Raw genomic sequence first — 15,345 nt, 5'->3', positions numbered from 1 at the left:
GTTGCAGACCTGCAAAATGGGCTGAAACAGCGGGTTTTTCGACGTTGGAAAGACGTTCAATATCGCATGGCACTTCGCACTTTGCTATAAATTGAAATGAGGTGTTGTAGCCGCGACACTGTCGGGTAAATCCGGGCCGATTGCGCGTTCGCGTTCCGCGCTAAACTGCATCGACGCGCGCCAGGTCGAGAACATGGCGCCCGCTCGGGGAGAGCAGCCATGAATCGACCACTGGTTCGGTTACCGCTTCGCGCAACAGCCACGGCGCCTGTTCGCAAGTGGCTCAAATGGGGGCTGGCGGCGGCGTTATTGCTCGCGCTGGCGTGGCTCGCACGGCTGGTTCAGGTCGAGATCGAAACCTCCCGCTTACAGGCGCGCTACCTTTCCGAACTGACCCGCGACGTGGGCTTTTCGGTCGAACCCGGCGCCAGTCACACCATCTATTTCCCTCCCGCAGACAAAGGTCCTTACGACAGCCGCCTGGGCTACGCGTTGCTGCCGTCGATCCAGCAGCGCTTATTGCAACGCGGGTTTGAAATCAGTTCGCAGGCACGCGATTCCGAGCGGATGCTTTCGCTTGCTGACAACGGTTTGTTCTTGCCGTACGCGGAAAAAGATCAGGCTGGTTTGCAACTGTTCGACGGCACCGACGCTCAGCTTTTCAGCGCGCAGTTTCCGGGTCGCGCGTATGGCAGCTTCGAATCCATTCCACCGCTAATCACGAACTCGCTGCTGTTTATCGAAGACCGCTATCTGCTCGATGCGTCGCAGCCGAACCGTAATCCCGCCATCGACTGGGGACGTTTCAGCCGCGCGCTGGTCGATCAGGGCGTACGCGTGTTCAACCGCCATCAGTCGACACCCGGCGGCAGCACGCTCTCGACACAGATCGAAAAATTCCGCCACTCGGCAGGCGGCCGCACGGCGACGCCGCCTGAAAAACTGCGGCAAATCGCGTCTGCTTCGTTACGCGCCTATATGAACGGGCCGCAGACCATGGCCGCGCGTCAGCAGATCGTCGTTCATTATCTGAATTCGGTGCCGCTGGCCGCGCAGCCGGGCATCGGCGAAATCAACGGCATTGGCGACGGTCTTGCCGCGTGGTACGGCCGCGATTTCAGCGACGTCAACCGTATTCTGAACGCGCCGTCGACCGGACAGAATCTCGCGGAGCAGGGCGTCGCTTTCCGTCAGGTGCTGTCGCTGATGATCGCGCAGCGCGCGCCGTCGTATTTCCTGCAACACGACTATGCCGAACTCGAAAAGCGCACCGACAGTTATCTGCGTTTGCTCGCGAGCGGTGGCGTTATTTCGATGCCTTTGCGTGATGCCGCGCTATCGGCACAGGTCGAATTGCATCGCACGCCCGCCGCGACCCAGAGTGCCGATTCGTTCGTGTCGCGCAAGGCGGTGACGTCGATGCGTTCGCATCTGCTGGCGGCACTCGGCCTGCGCAGTTTTTACGAACTCGACCGGCTCGATCTGCAGGCGAAGGGCACGCTGAATAACGCGGTACAGCAGGCGGTCAGCGAACGGCTCGCTGCCGCTGCGACGCGCGATGGGGCGAAAGCTGCGGGCCTTGTCGGTTTCGAAATGCTGCGCCCGTCGGATGACCCGTCGAAAATCGCCTACAGCTTTACATTGTTCGAAAGGCGCGGTGGTGCGAATCTGGTGCGCGTGCAAACCGATAGTGTGAACCAGCCGTTCGATATCAACTCCGGCGCACGCCTGAATCTCGGTTCGACTGCGAAACTGCGTACCGTTGTCACGTATTTGCAGATTGTCTCCGACCTGCATGCGCGTTATGCACCGCTGAGCACAGCGGAACTGAAAGCGGTCAAAGTCGACCCGAACGACCGGTTGACGCATTGGGCGCTCGACTATCTCGCGCACACTTCAGACCGCTCGTTGCAACCCATGCTCGATGCAGCCGTCGAGCGCAAGTACTCGGCCAACCCGGGCGAAACGTTTTATACCGGTGGCGGCGCGCAAACTTTCACCAATTTCGAATCCGACGACAACAGTCAAATCCTGACGGTTCATCGCGCATTCCAGCATTCGGTGAATCTGGTGTTCGTGCGTTTGATGCGCGATATCGTCCACTATGAAATGGTGCAGACCACCGGGCCGTCGTCGCAATGGCTCGACGATCCGGCAACCCGGAAAATGTATCTGACGCGTTTTGCCGATCAGGAAAGCCGCGTCTACATGAATCGTTTCTACACGAAATATCACGGCAAAACGCGCGAACAGGCGTTAGCTGTGTTGCTGCTCGGTGTGCGCAAGTCGCCGCCGAAAGTGGCGACGGTATTGCGCAGCGTCGCACCGGATGAATCGAATGCATGGTTCAACGCAAAGATGCGTGACGCGTTGAAGAACACCCCGGCGGCTTCGATTCTGGACGATGAGGACCTCGCGAATCTATACGCCAAGTATTCGGTGGATCGCTTCAATCTGAACGATCGTGGCTATATTTCGAGTGTGCATCCGCTGGAGTTGTGGGCGCTCAACTATCTGCGCGAACATCCAGACGCAACGCTCGACCAGATTCAGACGGCGAGCCGCGATGTGCGCCTGTCTACCTATTCGTGGCTGTTCAAGACGCGCTATCACGCGACCCAGGATCGCCGCATCAAACGGATGGTCGAACTGCGCGCGTATGAGGCGATCGGCAAATCGTGGCAGGCATTAGGCTATCCATTCGCGAACCTCACGCCTTCTTACGCAGCGGCGATTGGCGCATCGGGCGACCGGCCTGCAGCACTCGCGCAACTGATCGGCGTGATTGCCAACGACGGCAACAAGGTGCCGACCGAAAGTCTCTCCGAACTTCAGTTCGCGAAAGACACCCCATACGAAACGCACTTCAAGCGCGCGACGGTTGCGCCACAACAGCAGTTGTCGCCGGAAATTGCCGGCGTGGTGAGGGTGCTGTTGCGCGACGTCGTGGCAGGCGGCACGGCAAAACGTCTCGCGCAAGGCATGACGTTCCCGGATGGTCAGGTACTCGAAGTGGTCGGCAAAACCGGCACCGGCGATCAGCGCTTCAACGTGTTCGCCAAAGGCGGCCGGCTGATCGAGTCGCGCAAGGTGAACCGCAGCGCGACGTTTGTGTTTGCAATGGGCGACCGTTTCTACGGCACGTTGACGGCGTTCGTGCATGAACCGTACGCGTCGCATTACGAATTCACGAGCGCGCTGTCGGTGCAATTGCTGAAGTCGATGGCGCCGGTCTTGCAGCCGTTGCTGGATCATCCGCCCGTCAAAACCGCCTCGATGACGAAGGTGGCGGCGAAGTGAATACGTCTGTCTTGCACGCTTGAATGGGCAACAGGCACTTTCAATAATCGCTATCTACTGCGGGCTTCAAAAACAATTCATGCACCGGCGCGAAATGCGCATAGAGCGGCAGAATCGCACCGCCCATTGCACGCGCATCGGCGCCGATGGTGCCTTCCAGAAGCTGCGGACGCACCATCCCTTCCCATTCGAAACGATCGAGCACGCGTTCGGTGCGCCGAATAATTTCTCTGACTAACTGTCGATCGAGTTCTCCGTCGATCACGATCGCTTCGAGATCGAGCAATGCAGCCGCGTTAGTCAGCGCGTTGGCGATCGCAGGGCACGCGCTGTCGAGCCATTGTTCCGTCTGCCGCCAGAGGTCGGGCGATAACGCGCGATGATCGTGCGCGGCAGCGGCTGGCGCACCTGCGTCGCTCAACAGCTTTTCGAGGACGAACCCGGACGCCGCATGCAGCAGTTGACGCGCGGGCTTGCGCGCGGTGCCGTCGCGCAGCGGAATGGACCCTACCGCGCCCGCGTTATCGTGCGGTCCGCCATGCAGACGGCCATCGATGACCAGCCCGCCGCCGATAAACGTGCCGACGAACAGGTACAGAAAATTGTGAATGCCGCGCCCCTGGCCCATCACCAGTTCGGCGGCACAGGCGGCCGTGGTGTCTTTCGCAAACTCGACGGGCAGACCGGTCATTGCCGCGATGCGGGTGCGCAGATCGATTTCGTGCCACGCTTCGAGTGCTTCGGGCGGCGCGCCGAGAAAGTCTCGCCAGCCGCCGAGCCACAGTGGCGCCGCCACGCCAACGCCAACCACCTTGTTGGCCTTCGCGCCGAGCGCCTGGTTCACGCGCGCGAGCTTGCTTTCGAGCGCGGGGAACAACGTACGCGGATCGGGATATGCATAGTCGACAACGTCGCGGCACACCACGTGACCGGCGAAGTCCATCGCCAGTACATCGAGACTGCGGCGTCCCACCTTGATGCCGATGGTGTACGCGCCGTCCGCGCGCAACGCGATCGGCACCGACGGCTGGCCGATTCTGCCGCGTACGCGCGCCTGCTTTTCGAGCAGGCCATCGTCGATGAGGCGGTCGGCGATCATCGATACCGTCTGCATCGAAAGGCGCGTGAGGCGGCTGACGTCGGCTTTCGGCAGCGGTCCATGCAAACGGATGGCCTGCAACACGATGCGTTCGTTGAACTGCCGCATGCCGACCTGATTCGAGCCGACCGTGCGTTTGAGAGGCGAGCGGGTGCCGCTGGTATCCATGGTCGCGGTCCGCTCAGAAGGGCGCGTGCGTCATGCAATCGCCTTGACGTCCGCTTCTTTTGCGCCGGTCATGATCGCGACTGCTTCCGACATATGCACGTCTTTCGTATTGACGAGTGCCGCGCGTCGACCCAGCCGTTGAATATGAATGCGGTCGGCGACTTCGAACACGTGCGGCATGTTATGGCTGATGAGAATGACCGGAAGGCCGCGCTCGCGTACGCGGCGGATCAGTTCGAGCACCATGTTGCCTTCCTTCACGCCGAGCGCCGCTGTGGGTTCGTCGAGAATCACGACGTGCCGCGCGAATGCCGCGCTGCGCGCCACCGCAACGCCCTGACGCTGGCCGCCCGATAGCGTTTCCACGGCCTGGCGCATCGAACGGATGCCGATTTGCAGGTCTTTCATGTGTGCGGTCGCTTCGACGAGCATGCGGCGCTTGTCGATCATCTTGAAGATCGAGCCGCGCCAGCCTGGCTTGACCAGCTCGCGGGCAAGGAACAGGTTTTCGGCGATGCTCATGGCCGGCGCCACCGCGAGTTCCTGGTAGACGGTTTCGATACCTTGTGCGCGCGCGTCGAGCGGACTGCGGAATTTGACCGGCTTGCCGTCGAGCAGAATCTCACCTTCGTCCGGCACGGTGGCGCCAGACAGTGCCTTGATAAGAGATGATTTCCCCGCACCGTTGTCGCCGATCACCGCGAGAATTTCTCCGGGCAGGACTTCGAAGTCGCAACCGTCGAGCGCGGTTACATTGCCATAACGTTTGACGAGTCCACGCGCCTGCAGAACCGGCATCGCGGATGAAGCTGAACTTGGTGTCGACATGACAGGCTCCTGGGAGTGCTCAACCGCGACGATGGGAGAGTTTGTCGGCGGCTACCGCGAGAATCACCAGCATGCCGGTGATCAACACCTGGTAGACCGACGACACGCCGATCAGCGTCAAACCATTGCGAAACACGCCGACAATCAGTGCGCCGAGCAAGGTGCCGACAATCGACCCGCGTCCGCCGAACAAGCTCGTGCCGCCTAGTACGACCGCGGTAATGCTGTCGAGATTTTCGGTTTGCCCCGCCTGGGGATCGCCGACACCCGTGCGCGACACCGACAGCAACGCGGCAATGCCGTAAATCGCCCCCGCCAGCGAATACACCGTCAGCAGGATCTTCTGCGAAGACAGGCCCATCAGGCGCGCAGCTTCCGCATTATTGCCGAGTGCATAGAGATGCCGCCCCGGCACCGTATCGCGCAACACGAACCACGTGGCGAGATACATCAGCAGCGTGAGGACAGTACCGTATGTGACATCCGCTGGACCGAGCTTGAATGTATTGCCGAAGAACATGATCGCGTCGGGCAGATTCGACACGCTCTCCGCATTCGAGTAAATCTGCGTGAGCGCGAACGCGATATTCAATGTACCCAAGGTGACGATAAACGCAGGCAGTTTGATCCGCGTGATCAGGATGCCATTCAACGCGCCGAACAAGGTGCTCGCGGCAATCCCGCACAGGATCGCGAGAACCGGCGGCACGCCGAGCGTGACGGCGAATTTGGTCATGATGATCGAGCCGAACGCCATCACCATTCCGCATGACAGATCGATACCGCCGGTCAGCACGATCAATGTCTGACCGATTGCGATGACCGCGACGACCATTGTCTGTTGCAGGATCAGCGAGAGATTCTGGAACGACAGAAAGCGGCTGCTCTGCGAGATAAAGAAACCGCAGGCCAGCACCAGCGCGATCAGCGGTCCGACCTCGGCGAGCGACGGCAAACGGTCGGTGAAAGAGCGCGAGTGGCCGGCAGGCGCGGAAGGAGTCGACATGATGGATGTCCTCGATACAAGAGCGTGGCCGTTGGGCCGCGCGGCAAATCAGGCGGCGGCCCGCCGTAACGGGCCGCACTTACGACGCGATGCGCAATGCGCGTTACTTGTTGCCCCAGCAGTTGTCGAGGCCAAACTTGGTGTCCTTGCTGTCGATGCCGGACATCGGCTTGTCGGAAATCAGCGTCACGCCCGTGTCCTGATAGCCGGACACCTTCTTGCCGGTCTTCGCATACTCGACCCCGGCGGTCACGCCGAGCGCCGCCATCTTCAACGGATACTGCTGCGAGGTTGCCGCGATCGCGCCAGCCTTCACATTGCGCACGCCCTCACAGCCGCCATCGATCGACACGATCATCACGCTCTTGTCCTTGCCTGCCGCCTTGAGCGCGCGGTAGGCGCCCGCTGCGGCCGGTTCGTTGATCGTGTAGACCACGTTGATATCCGGCGACTTCTGCAGGCAGTTTTCCATTGCCGTCTGCCCCTTCGCCTGATCGCCACGCGTGTCCTGACTGCAGACGATAGACGGATCGCCTTCCTTCACGCCGAAGCCCTCCAGAAAGCCGTTATGACGCAGCACGCCGACCGATACGCCCGGCGCGAGATCGAGCGTCGCGATCCTGGCGGCCTTGCCGTTCAGCGCCGCCTTTGCGTATTTGCCGATCAGCACGCCGGCTTTGAAATTGTCGGTGGCGAATAGGGCGTCGGTGGCGTCCTGCGGATCGGTCGGCGTGTCGAGTGCGACCACCATCACGCCCGCAGCGCGCGCTTTCTTGATGCTCGGCACGATCGCCTTGGTATCGCTCGGCGTGATCAGAATCGCTTTCGCGCCGGCTGTCATCATGTTTTCGATCGCGGTGACCTGGCTCGCGTTGTCGCCGTCGAACTTGCCGGCGGCGGTCAGCAATTTCGCGCCGTCTTTCGAGGCGGCTGCTTCGGCACCCTGTTTCATCTTCACGAAGAACGGGTTGGTATCGGTCTTGGTGATGAGGCCGACGACAGGCTGGTCAGCCGCCTGGCTTGCACCTGCACACCACACCGCCGATGCCGCGACGCACATCGACACGATTTTCCTGGCGACAGGATGCCTGCGGGAATTCAGATTCATGGGACGCTCCTCCGGTTATTGGCAACGACGGGCAAGGCAGACGGTTGCGTGCGCGAACGCTGCGCGCTGGCAGCCTGGTTCGACGCCGTGACTTGGTTCGACTAAATCACGACGATGGATTTAGTACAGCAGGCCGCTTGACCAGAGTCAATGCAAACGTTTCGCCGCGACGCGGCGAAGTGCGGACCGTGTTTCCGTGCGAGCGCCGGTAGATCCGACCATCGGAGGGTTTGCTGCACTGCGAGAGGCGCGGCCTGTGGTTACGGGTAATTCCCGACCCGGTTGCTGAATCCGACCGGTCCCAGAGGATCCGCTCCTCGCAAGTTACTGAAGATTGACGGCTCGGCGGCGGTCTGCGCATTCGCCGGTGCGCTCAAATAAACATCACACGCCAGCCGAAACCCGTTAAAGCATCGGGTTTATCACTCCAGCAGATAACCGTATCGGATTTGCTTCGTTGTCGGCGCGCGCGTGGACCGGTAAATTCGTCTGACTGCGCCACTTACGGCGTCCTCTGAACAGATTAGACGAAGAGTTTCCTGTGACGACTGCCTTTGCACCTGCTACCACCCGCCACGTCGACGAGACGATTGAAGACCAGTCCATCGAGATTCGCGCGTTCGACGGCCCCGTCGGCGCGGAAGTACTCGGACTCGATCTCGGCAAGCCACTGAATCAGCGCGACTTCGCGCGCATTCACCGCGCGCATCTCGATCATCACGTGCTGGTGTTTCGCGATCAACGCATCACGCCCGATCAGCAGATTTCATTTAGCCGACGCTTCGGCCCGTTGCAGATTCACGTGCTGCATCAATTCCAGTTGCCCGGACATCCGGAAATTCTGGTGGTGTCGAACGTGGTTGAAAACGGCAAGCCGATTGGTCTCGGCGATGCCGGTCATTTCTGGCATTCCGATCTGTCGTACAAGGAAAAACCTAGCCTCGGCTCATTGCTGCATGCGCAGGAGTTGCCCGCCGAAGGCGGCGACACGCTGTTCGCGAACATGCATCTCGCGTGGGATACGTTGCCCTCGCACCTGCGCAGCGCGGTAGAAGGGCGTTCAGCGGAGCACACGTATCTCGCGAAATACGAGGAATTGCAAAAGCGCAGTCCGTGGCGGCCGAATCTGTCGGCCGAGCAGATTGCGCAGGTCAAGCCGGTGGTGCAGCCCATCGTGCGCACGCATCCGGAGACGGGACGTCAGGCGCTTTTCGTCAGCGAGCATTTCACCACGCGGGTGATCGGCATGCCGGAAGACGAAAGCCGTGCACTGCTGGAGGAAATCTTCGCGCATAGCGTGCGGCCCGAGCATCTTTACCGGCATGAATGGAAAGAGCATGACATGGTGTTCTGGGACAACCGTTCATTGATGCATCTCGCCGCCGGCACCCCCGACCACCTGCGCCGCAAGCTCTACCGCACGACGATTGAAGGTGATGTGCCGTTCTGACGGCAACTTCACCCGCCTTTAGCCACACCCCATGCTGACCGGAGTTCCAATGCCTGCCAAGTTTCACCCGACCGCTGTGCGGTCGTCTTTCGCCCGCCGATTCACTGCTACGTTGCTGACTTTATCGATGGGTGTGGCCGGCTTCGGTGCAGCCATGCCCGCACACGCCGAAGGGCAGATCCGCATTGCCGAACAGTTTGGGATTGTTTATCTGCTGCTGAACGTCGCGCGTGACCAGCAATTCGTCGAGAAAGAAGGGCGTAAGCAGGGACTCGACATCAAAGTGGACTGGGTGAAACTCTCAGGCGGCGCAGCGGTGAACGACGCGCTGCTCTCCGGTGCAGTGGATATTGCGGGTGCCGGTGTCGGCCCGTTGCTGACGATCTGGGACCGCACGCATGGTCACCAGAATGTGAAGGGCGTCGCGTCGCTCGGCAATCTGCCGTATTACCTGGTGAGCAACGATCCGAAAGTGAAGACGATTGCGGACTTCAACGACAAGGACCGCATTGCGGTGCCGGCCGTGAACGTTTCGGTGCAATCGCGCGTGCTGCAATATGCTGCCGCGAAACGTTGGGGCGACAAGGACTACAACCGCCTCGACAAGTACACGCAAGCGTTGCCGCATCCTGACGCTGCGGCCGCGATCATTGCAGGCGGCACGGAAATTACCGGGCATTTCGGTAATCCGCCGTTTCAGGAACAGGAACTGGCGGGCAATCCGAAAGCGCATATCGTGCTGAATTCGTACGATGTGCTCGGCGGCCCGAGTTCGGCCACCGTGCTGTACGCGACCGAAAAATTCCGCGACAGCAATCCGAAAACGTATCGCGCGTTCGTCGATGCAATGGCCGACGCTGCACGTTTCGTGACGGCGAATCCGGATGCGGCGGCCGATATCTACATCCGCACGAATCAGTCGAAGATAGACCGCACGTTGTTGCTGAAGGTCATCAAGAATCCCCAGGTGCAATTCAAGATCGCCCCGCAAAACACCTTCGGGCTGGCGCAATTCATGTATCGCGTTGGCGCGATCAGGAACGAGCCGAAATCGTGGAAAGACTATTTCTTCGACGATCCGGCGACCGCCGCAGGGAGTTGAACATGGTGCTTCCGCTTAGTCATCTTGCCGCGTTTTTCCCGGCACGCAGAGTCAATCTGGTTCACTTGCATGGAGCGATCTGATGGTGGCCAATCCTACTCTTATGTTTCCGGACCGCGCTGAAGAAATCCGCGCGGCCACCAGCGAAAAATTGCTCACGGTAGAGAACGTCAACCTCGAATACCGCACCCGCGAGCGGATCGTTCGCGCCACGCACGACGTGAGTTTCGACGTCTACGGCGGCGACCGTTTCGTGTTGCTCGGACCGTCCGGTTGCGGCAAGTCGACCTTGCTCAAAGCGGTGGCCGGCTTTATCCAGCCCACGTCCGGCACGATTTCGCTCGATGGACAGGCCGTGCGCGGCCCAGGTGCCGATCGCATCGTCGTGTTCCAGGAGTTCGATCAATTGCCGCCGTGGAAAACGGTATTGCAGAACGTCGCGTTTCCGCTGCGCGTTGCCAAGAAGCTCAAACGTGCCGAAGCGAACGAACGGGCGCTGCATTATCTGGAGAAGGTTGGGTTAGCTTCGTTCGCGAATGCGTATCCGCATACCTTGTCGGGAGGCATGAAGCAGCGGGTGGCGATTGCCCGCGCGCTGGCCATGCAACCGCGTGTGCTGCTGATGGATGAACCGTTCGCCGCACTCGACGCGCTCACGCGCCGCAAGATGCAGGAAGAACTGCTGCGTCTATGGGAAGAAGTGAATTTCACGCTGCTGTTCGTCACGCATTCAATCGAAGAGGCGCTGGTGGTCGGCAATCGCATTCTATTGCTGTCGCCGCATCCTGGCCGCGTGCGCGCCGAACTGAACAGCCACCAGTATTCGCAGGACAGCTTTGGACGCAGCGACTTTCAGCGCAGCGTCGCACGAATTCACCACCTGTTGTTCGAACAGACGGAGACCGCTTGATGAGCTCGCCCGCTACCTTGTTGCCACCGGTTCGCGACGAGTACGAACGTCCGCTCGAACCGCTCGGTGAACTCGTTCTCGAAGCACCCTTGCCGCTTGGCAAGCGGCTCTTCGCACAAAGCTGGTTGCGCAAGACGCTGATTGCGCTGGTACTGATCGCCGGCTGGGAAATCGCTGCACGCGCGGTCGATAACGATCTGCTTCTACCAACTTTCGGCGCAACCTTCACCGCTTTCGTGCAGGGCATCTGGTCCGGTGAATTGCTGCAGAAAACCGCCGTGTCGATGTCTGTGCTGTTGCGAGGTTACCTGCTCGGCGCAGCGCTGGCATTTGTACTGACGTCGCTTGCGGTATCGACCCGCATAGGCCGCGATTTTCTGTCGATGCTGACCGCGATGTTCAACCCGTTACCGTCGATCGCGCTGTTGCCGCTGGCGTTGTTGTGGTTCGGCCTCGGCACTGGCAGTCTGCTGTTCGTGCTCGTGCATTCGGTGTTGTGGCCGCTGGCGCTCAACACGTATTCGGGGTTTCAGTCAGTTCCTGCCACCTTGCGCATGACGGGCCGCAATTATGGCTTGACCGGCATGCGTCACGTGTTGCTGATTCTGGTGCCAGCGGCACTCCCGTCCATTCTCGCGGGCTTGCGGGTGGGCTGGGCGTTTGCGTGGCGCACGCTGATCGCGGCCGAACTCGTATTCGGCGCGAGTTCGGGAAGCGGCGGACTGGGTTGGTATATCTTCCAGAATCGCAATGAGTTGTACACGGATCGCGTGTTTGCGGGGCTGGCCGCGGTGATCGTGATCGGCTTGCTGATCGAACATCTGGTGTTCGATACGCTTGAACGCGTCACGGTGCGGCGCTGGGGTGTTCAGCAATAATCGACTGAAGCAGGAAGCAAAATGACTGAAGGGCGGACGCGCAATGCGGCCGCCCTCGCCGCCACCAATCACCCACGCGACGACAGCCTTTGCCGTTTCGTTTCAAGCTGCGTGACGACACGTTGAAGTGTCCTTTCAGCCGGCCCTAACGCCCCAATAAATTTGCAACCGATCACAAACCGCTGATCGCCCTTCGGTGTCGTCACGACACGTGGCGCGACGATTTCCAGATCGAGTTGCAGTGTGCCGAAGCTGCCCAGTTGCAGCGATACGTCGTGCAGCAAGGTGCCGGTTTCTAGCGAGCCAAAACGCGTATCGGCGGTTTTCAGAGCGATGCCGCCGAGCGACAGATCCTGCAATTCGAGCCGGAACGAGCCACCATCCTCATACGCGCCAGTGGCGATATACGGGTCGAGCAGCGGCGTCGGCACGCGGAAAAACTCGCGGCGCTGAACGTAGTACAGCAGCGTCGGGAAGGCTGCTTCAAAAGCCGGCAGTCCTTCGAACATGACGGCGGTCGCGTCGAGCGTCGTGAACTCCGTGCGAATGCCGCCGGGCAGACTGCGGAACGTCAACTCGCGCGCTGCGGGAAGTGCAGCGTTATCTTCCGCGACGCTGCCCGCATCGAACACAAAGCGCGCGTTGCGGGAATCGACGTCGAGCAGTTGCGTGACGATCTGCCGCCCGTTGAACTCCACCGTCACGAAGTCTTGCCCGGACATGAGATTGCGCAGGCAGACGGCGATTTGCAGCGGGTGGCGCTGCGCGTAGTTCGAGTCAACGTCGCGGGCCGTGTCGACGATATCGGCGTCCAGCAGGAGAGCGGCGGTCATTTTGAGATCCATGCGTGTGATGGCCTTGGGCTGGCCTGGTTAGCAAGCGCCGTCGGCGGGTGAATCGCGCCGGCGCTCGGCCTTTTGCATGGGTTAATGCAGAGACCGTGCCAACTGCATGGAACGCGGTGCGGAGGTGGCGTGCAGGCCGCGCAAACGCGTCAGAGCGGACGTTTGCGGGTAGTGGGTGCAACGGGAAGCGCGTGAGGCTTTGTGGGCTGTCGCGGACTCGCTACGTAACGTTGCGAGGCTGTTACGGACACATCACGGCGAACGCGGAACGCCGGTCGACGCTCGTACAACGAGTTCGGGCGGCGAAGAAATCCGCATCGGCACCGTGACCGCGTCCGGGGCGGCCGCTTTTCCAGCTTGTCCGTACGACGACTCGATCAGCTCGCGCAACAGCGACACCGCCAGTCCGGCGACTTCGACGGTCGGCACGGCCACCGTCGTCAACGCGGGCCGCGATTCGCGCGCGAGCTGAATGTCGGTGATACCGATCACGGAAAGCTCGCCCGGCACGCTCAGGCCGAGATCGGCTGCTGCATGCATCGCGCCGAGCGCCGGCAGGTCGTTGGTGGCGAAGATCGCGGTGATGGTCGGATCGGCGTCGAGTAACGCGCGCGTTGCGGTATAGCCGCCCTGGATCGTATCGAGCGCGTGTTTGACGCGGCCTTTTGGCGCGCCCGCCGCGTGCAGCGCATCGACGAAACCCTGGTAACGGGCCGCGTGAACGCCCGTCGCCTTGCTGCCGACAATCGCGCCGATGCGCCGATGTCCGAGCGCCAGCAGATGCTGGCCGGCCAGTTCGCCCGCGAGCCGGAAATCGACCGCGACGCACGGCAGACCCGGCGGCTCGTGAGGCCGTTCCCACATGCACAACACCACGGGCGTGCCGCGCGCTTCGGTGGTGTGAAGGTCGGCGAAATCGAGGTTCGCATTCGTCACGAGCACGCCCTCGGAGAGCGTGCCGGCAATCTGGTCGAGATAGGCGCGACCCGTCAGCGGATCTTCATTCGTATTGCAGATGATCACGAAGTGGCCGCTGGTGCGTGCCGCGCGTTCGACGGCCAGCGCGAATTCCGGATAGAACGGATTGGCGATGCTCGACACCATCAGCGCGAGGGTCGGTGCGCGGCCCTCCGCAAGCGCACGGGCGGCGAGGTGAGGGCGGTAGCCGAGCGCCGCGACGGCCTCCAGCACGCGTTGCCGTGTGGTCTCGCCAACCCGGCCGCGATTGCGCAACACGTTGGACACGGTAGCGGGCGTGACGCCTGCGTGACGCGCGACTTCGTTGAGTGTGGGCATGTTGTCTCAATAATTGGGATGTTAGCCCGACATTTGCGTCGTGGCTCAAGGCGCGGCACCATCTGTCGACCAGATAAAACGATATCGGAGACAAGGCAGGCCTGACGATCCCAGTGATCGATTTTTTTGGCCGGTCTGATTAAGCGCTTAATCTCCGACTTCGAGCTGATTAAATCACGGAGTCGATGCAATGGCGAGCATTTCGTTAAGAGGCGTGCAGAAGGCATATGGCGACGGCGCGCTGGTGATCCGCAACGTCGATCTCGAGATTGCGGAGAACGAGTTCTGCGTGTTTCTCGGTCCCTCCGGCTGCGGCAAATCCACGTTGCTGCGGATGATCGCGGGCCTTGAAGACGTCACGGACGGCGACCTGTCGATTGGCGGCAAGCTCGTCAACGACGTGCCCGCCGCGCAACGCGGTGTGGCGATGGTGTTCCAGAGTTATGCGCTGTTTCCGCATATGACCGTGTTCGAGAACATGGCATTCGGACTGAAGCTCGCAAAAACCCCCAAGGACGACATCGACCGCAAGGTGCGGGAAGCCGCGCGCATTCTGCAACTGGAGGCATTGCTCGATCGCAAGCCGAAAGCGTTGTCGGGCGGACAGCGGCAGCGCGTCGCGATTGGCCGCGCGATCGTGCGCCAGCCCGGCGTGTTCCTGTTCGATGAACCGTTGTCCAATCTCGACGCCACGTTGCGCGGGCAGACGCGTGTCGAAATCGCGCGGCTGCACAAGCAGTTCTCCAAAGCGAGTGTGGTGTACGTGACGCACGACCAGATCGAGGCGATGACGCTTGCCGACAAGATCGTGCTGCTGCACGCGGGCAAGGACACCGAACGCTACGGCAGCATTGCGCAGATTGGCGCGCCGCTGGAGTTGTACCACCGTCCGAAAAGCCGCTTCGTGGCCGGCTTCATTGGTTCGCCGCGCATGAACTTCCTGCCGGGCCGCATTGCATCGGTCGATTCGCAAGGCGTGCTCGTCACGCTCGACGACACCCATGAAAACGTCCGCGTGCCGGTGCGTGGCGAAGGGCTGCAAACGTCACAGCCGGTCACGCTCGGCGTGCGTCCCGAACATCTGGAATTTGCCGACACCGACACGAGTGCCGCCGCGCCCGCCGACGGTGTGCTGGTCCGCACCGTATCGCTGGTCGAACAACTCGGCGAGCACAGCTATGTTCACCTCGATCAACCCGGCGGCGCCGTGCTGATCGCCAAAGCGCCGGGCGACACACGCCTCGCGCCCGGCGACCGCGCGAGCTTGCGCGTGCCGCGACTTGCCTGCCATTTGTTTACCGAAGACGGCTTTGCCGCCGCTTCGCTCGAATCCGTCGAACACTACGTATAAAGGA

General features: G+C 61.1%; 12 protein-coding genes. 6 read left to right on the top strand and 6 right to left on the bottom strand.

What is annotated here, in order from left to right; all coding sequences use genetic code 11:
* The first annotated feature begins 219 nt into the window (after window positions 1–219).
* Complete coding sequence (locus LMG28727_RS09285; protein WP_201642009.1) at window positions 220–3,300, top strand: transglycosylase domain-containing protein; 3,081 nt, start codon at window positions 220–222, stop codon at window positions 3,298–3,300.
* Between the two features lie 40 nt (window positions 3,301–3,340).
* Here LMG28727_RS09285 and LMG28727_RS09280 read toward each other — a convergent pair whose 3' ends face one another.
* The 4 genes from LMG28727_RS09280 to LMG28727_RS09265 all read right to left on the bottom strand — a co-directional run bounded on the left by LMG28727_RS09280 (window position 3,341) and on the right by LMG28727_RS09265 (window position 7,509).
* Window positions 3,341–4,567: an ROK family transcriptional regulator gene (locus tag LMG28727_RS09280; RefSeq protein WP_201642008.1), complete on the bottom strand. Its 1,227-nt coding sequence runs from the start codon at window positions 4,565–4,567 to the stop codon at window positions 3,341–3,343.
* Window positions 4,568–4,597: 30 nt separating this feature from the next.
* Window positions 4,598–5,395 carry an ATP-binding cassette domain-containing protein gene (locus LMG28727_RS09275; protein WP_201642007.1) on the bottom strand — a complete coding sequence of 266 codons (798 nt, stop codon included), beginning with the start codon at window positions 5,393–5,395 and terminating at the stop codon, window positions 4,598–4,600.
* Between the two features lie 19 nt (window positions 5,396–5,414).
* Window positions 5,415–6,401, bottom strand: coding sequence for an ABC transporter permease (locus LMG28727_RS09270; RefSeq protein ID WP_201642006.1), 987 nt, complete (start codon window positions 6,399–6,401; stop codon window positions 5,415–5,417).
* A gap of 103 nt (window positions 6,402–6,504) precedes the next feature.
* Complete coding sequence (locus tag LMG28727_RS09265) at window positions 6,505–7,509, bottom strand: sugar ABC transporter substrate-binding protein (RefSeq protein WP_201642005.1); 1,005 nt, start codon at window positions 7,507–7,509, stop codon at window positions 6,505–6,507.
* Window positions 7,510–8,050: 541 nt separating this feature from the next.
* Between LMG28727_RS09265 and LMG28727_RS09260 the strand changes: the two genes are divergently transcribed.
* The 4 genes from LMG28727_RS09260 (at window position 8,051) to LMG28727_RS09245 (ending at window position 11,849) form a co-directional block, all read left to right on the top strand.
* Complete coding sequence (locus LMG28727_RS09260; protein WP_407945836.1) at window positions 8,051–8,959, top strand: TauD/TfdA dioxygenase family protein; 909 nt, start codon at window positions 8,051–8,053, stop codon at window positions 8,957–8,959.
* Between the two features lie 49 nt (window positions 8,960–9,008).
* Complete coding sequence (locus LMG28727_RS09255) at window positions 9,009–10,061, top strand: ABC transporter substrate-binding protein (RefSeq protein WP_201642004.1); 1,053 nt, start codon at window positions 9,009–9,011, stop codon at window positions 10,059–10,061.
* A gap of 82 nt (window positions 10,062–10,143) precedes the next feature.
* Window positions 10,144–10,971, top strand: coding sequence for an ABC transporter ATP-binding protein (locus tag LMG28727_RS09250; RefSeq protein ID WP_201642003.1), 828 nt, complete (start codon window positions 10,144–10,146; stop codon window positions 10,969–10,971).
* On the top strand, window positions 10,971–11,849 hold the full coding sequence (locus LMG28727_RS09245; RefSeq protein ID WP_201642002.1) for an ABC transporter permease: 879 nt from the start codon (window positions 10,971–10,973) through the stop codon (window positions 11,847–11,849). Before LMG28727_RS09250 ends, LMG28727_RS09245 begins: the two co-directional genes overlap by 1 nt.
* Before the next feature lie 68 nt (window positions 11,850–11,917).
* Here LMG28727_RS09245 and LMG28727_RS09240 read toward each other — a convergent pair whose 3' ends face one another.
* Both LMG28727_RS09240 and LMG28727_RS09235 read right to left on the bottom strand, forming a co-directional pair.
* Window positions 11,918–12,682, bottom strand: a complete 765-nt coding sequence (locus LMG28727_RS09240; protein ID WP_201642001.1) for a flagellar brake protein — start codon at window positions 12,680–12,682, stop codon at window positions 11,918–11,920.
* A 264-nt stretch (window positions 12,683–12,946) separates the two neighbouring features.
* Window positions 12,947–13,990 carry a LacI family DNA-binding transcriptional regulator gene (locus LMG28727_RS09235; RefSeq protein WP_201642000.1) on the bottom strand — a complete coding sequence of 348 codons (1,044 nt, stop codon included), beginning with the start codon at window positions 13,988–13,990 and terminating at the stop codon, window positions 12,947–12,949.
* Between the two features lie 190 nt (window positions 13,991–14,180).
* Between LMG28727_RS09235 and LMG28727_RS09230 the strand changes: the two genes are divergently transcribed.
* The gene (locus LMG28727_RS09230; protein WP_201641999.1) at window positions 14,181–15,341 is read left to right on the top strand and encodes an ABC transporter ATP-binding protein; all 1,161 of its coding nucleotides are present in this window, start codon (window positions 14,181–14,183) and stop codon (window positions 15,339–15,341) included.
* The last annotated feature ends 4 nt before the right edge of the window (window positions 15,342–15,345 follow it).

Origin of the sequence: Paraburkholderia metrosideri (assembly GCF_904848625.1) — a bacterium.
Classification (GTDB): domain Bacteria; phylum Pseudomonadota; class Gammaproteobacteria; order Burkholderiales; family Burkholderiaceae; genus Paraburkholderia; species Paraburkholderia metrosideri.
This window is presented reverse-complemented; position numbering and strand designations above follow the sequence as displayed.

What these genes read in the sequence shown, in the direction of transcription:
- LMG28727_RS09285 (WP_201642009.1), top strand. Translation starts at nt 220, where the DNA reads ATGAATCGACCACTGGTTCGGTTACCGCTTCGCGCAACAGCCACGGCG.
- LMG28727_RS09280 (WP_201642008.1), bottom strand. Translation starts at nt 4,567, where the DNA reads ATGGATACCAGCGGCACCCGCTCGCCTCTCAAACGCACGGTCGGCTCG.
- LMG28727_RS09275 (WP_201642007.1), bottom strand. Translation starts at nt 5,395, where the DNA reads ATGTCGACACCAAGTTCAGCTTCATCCGCGATGCCGGTTCTGCAGGCG.
- LMG28727_RS09270 (WP_201642006.1), bottom strand. Translation starts at nt 6,401, where the DNA reads ATGTCGACTCCTTCCGCGCCTGCCGGCCACTCGCGCTCTTTCACCGAC.
- LMG28727_RS09265 (WP_201642005.1), bottom strand. Translation starts at nt 7,509, where the DNA reads ATGAATCTGAATTCCCGCAGGCATCCTGTCGCCAGGAAAATCGTGTCG.
- LMG28727_RS09255 (WP_201642004.1), top strand. Translation starts at nt 9,009, where the DNA reads ATGCCTGCCAAGTTTCACCCGACCGCTGTGCGGTCGTCTTTCGCCCGC.
- LMG28727_RS09250 (WP_201642003.1), top strand. Translation starts at nt 10,144, where the DNA reads ATGGTGGCCAATCCTACTCTTATGTTTCCGGACCGCGCTGAAGAAATC.
- LMG28727_RS09245 (WP_201642002.1), top strand. Translation starts at nt 10,971, where the DNA reads ATGAGCTCGCCCGCTACCTTGTTGCCACCGGTTCGCGACGAGTACGAA.
- LMG28727_RS09240 (WP_201642001.1), bottom strand. Translation starts at nt 12,682, where the DNA reads ATGACCGCCGCTCTCCTGCTGGACGCCGATATCGTCGACACGGCCCGC.
- LMG28727_RS09235 (WP_201642000.1), bottom strand. Translation starts at nt 13,990, where the DNA reads ATGCCCACACTCAACGAAGTCGCGCGTCACGCAGGCGTCACGCCCGCT.
- LMG28727_RS09230 (WP_201641999.1), top strand. Translation starts at nt 14,181, where the DNA reads ATGGCGAGCATTTCGTTAAGAGGCGTGCAGAAGGCATATGGCGACGGC.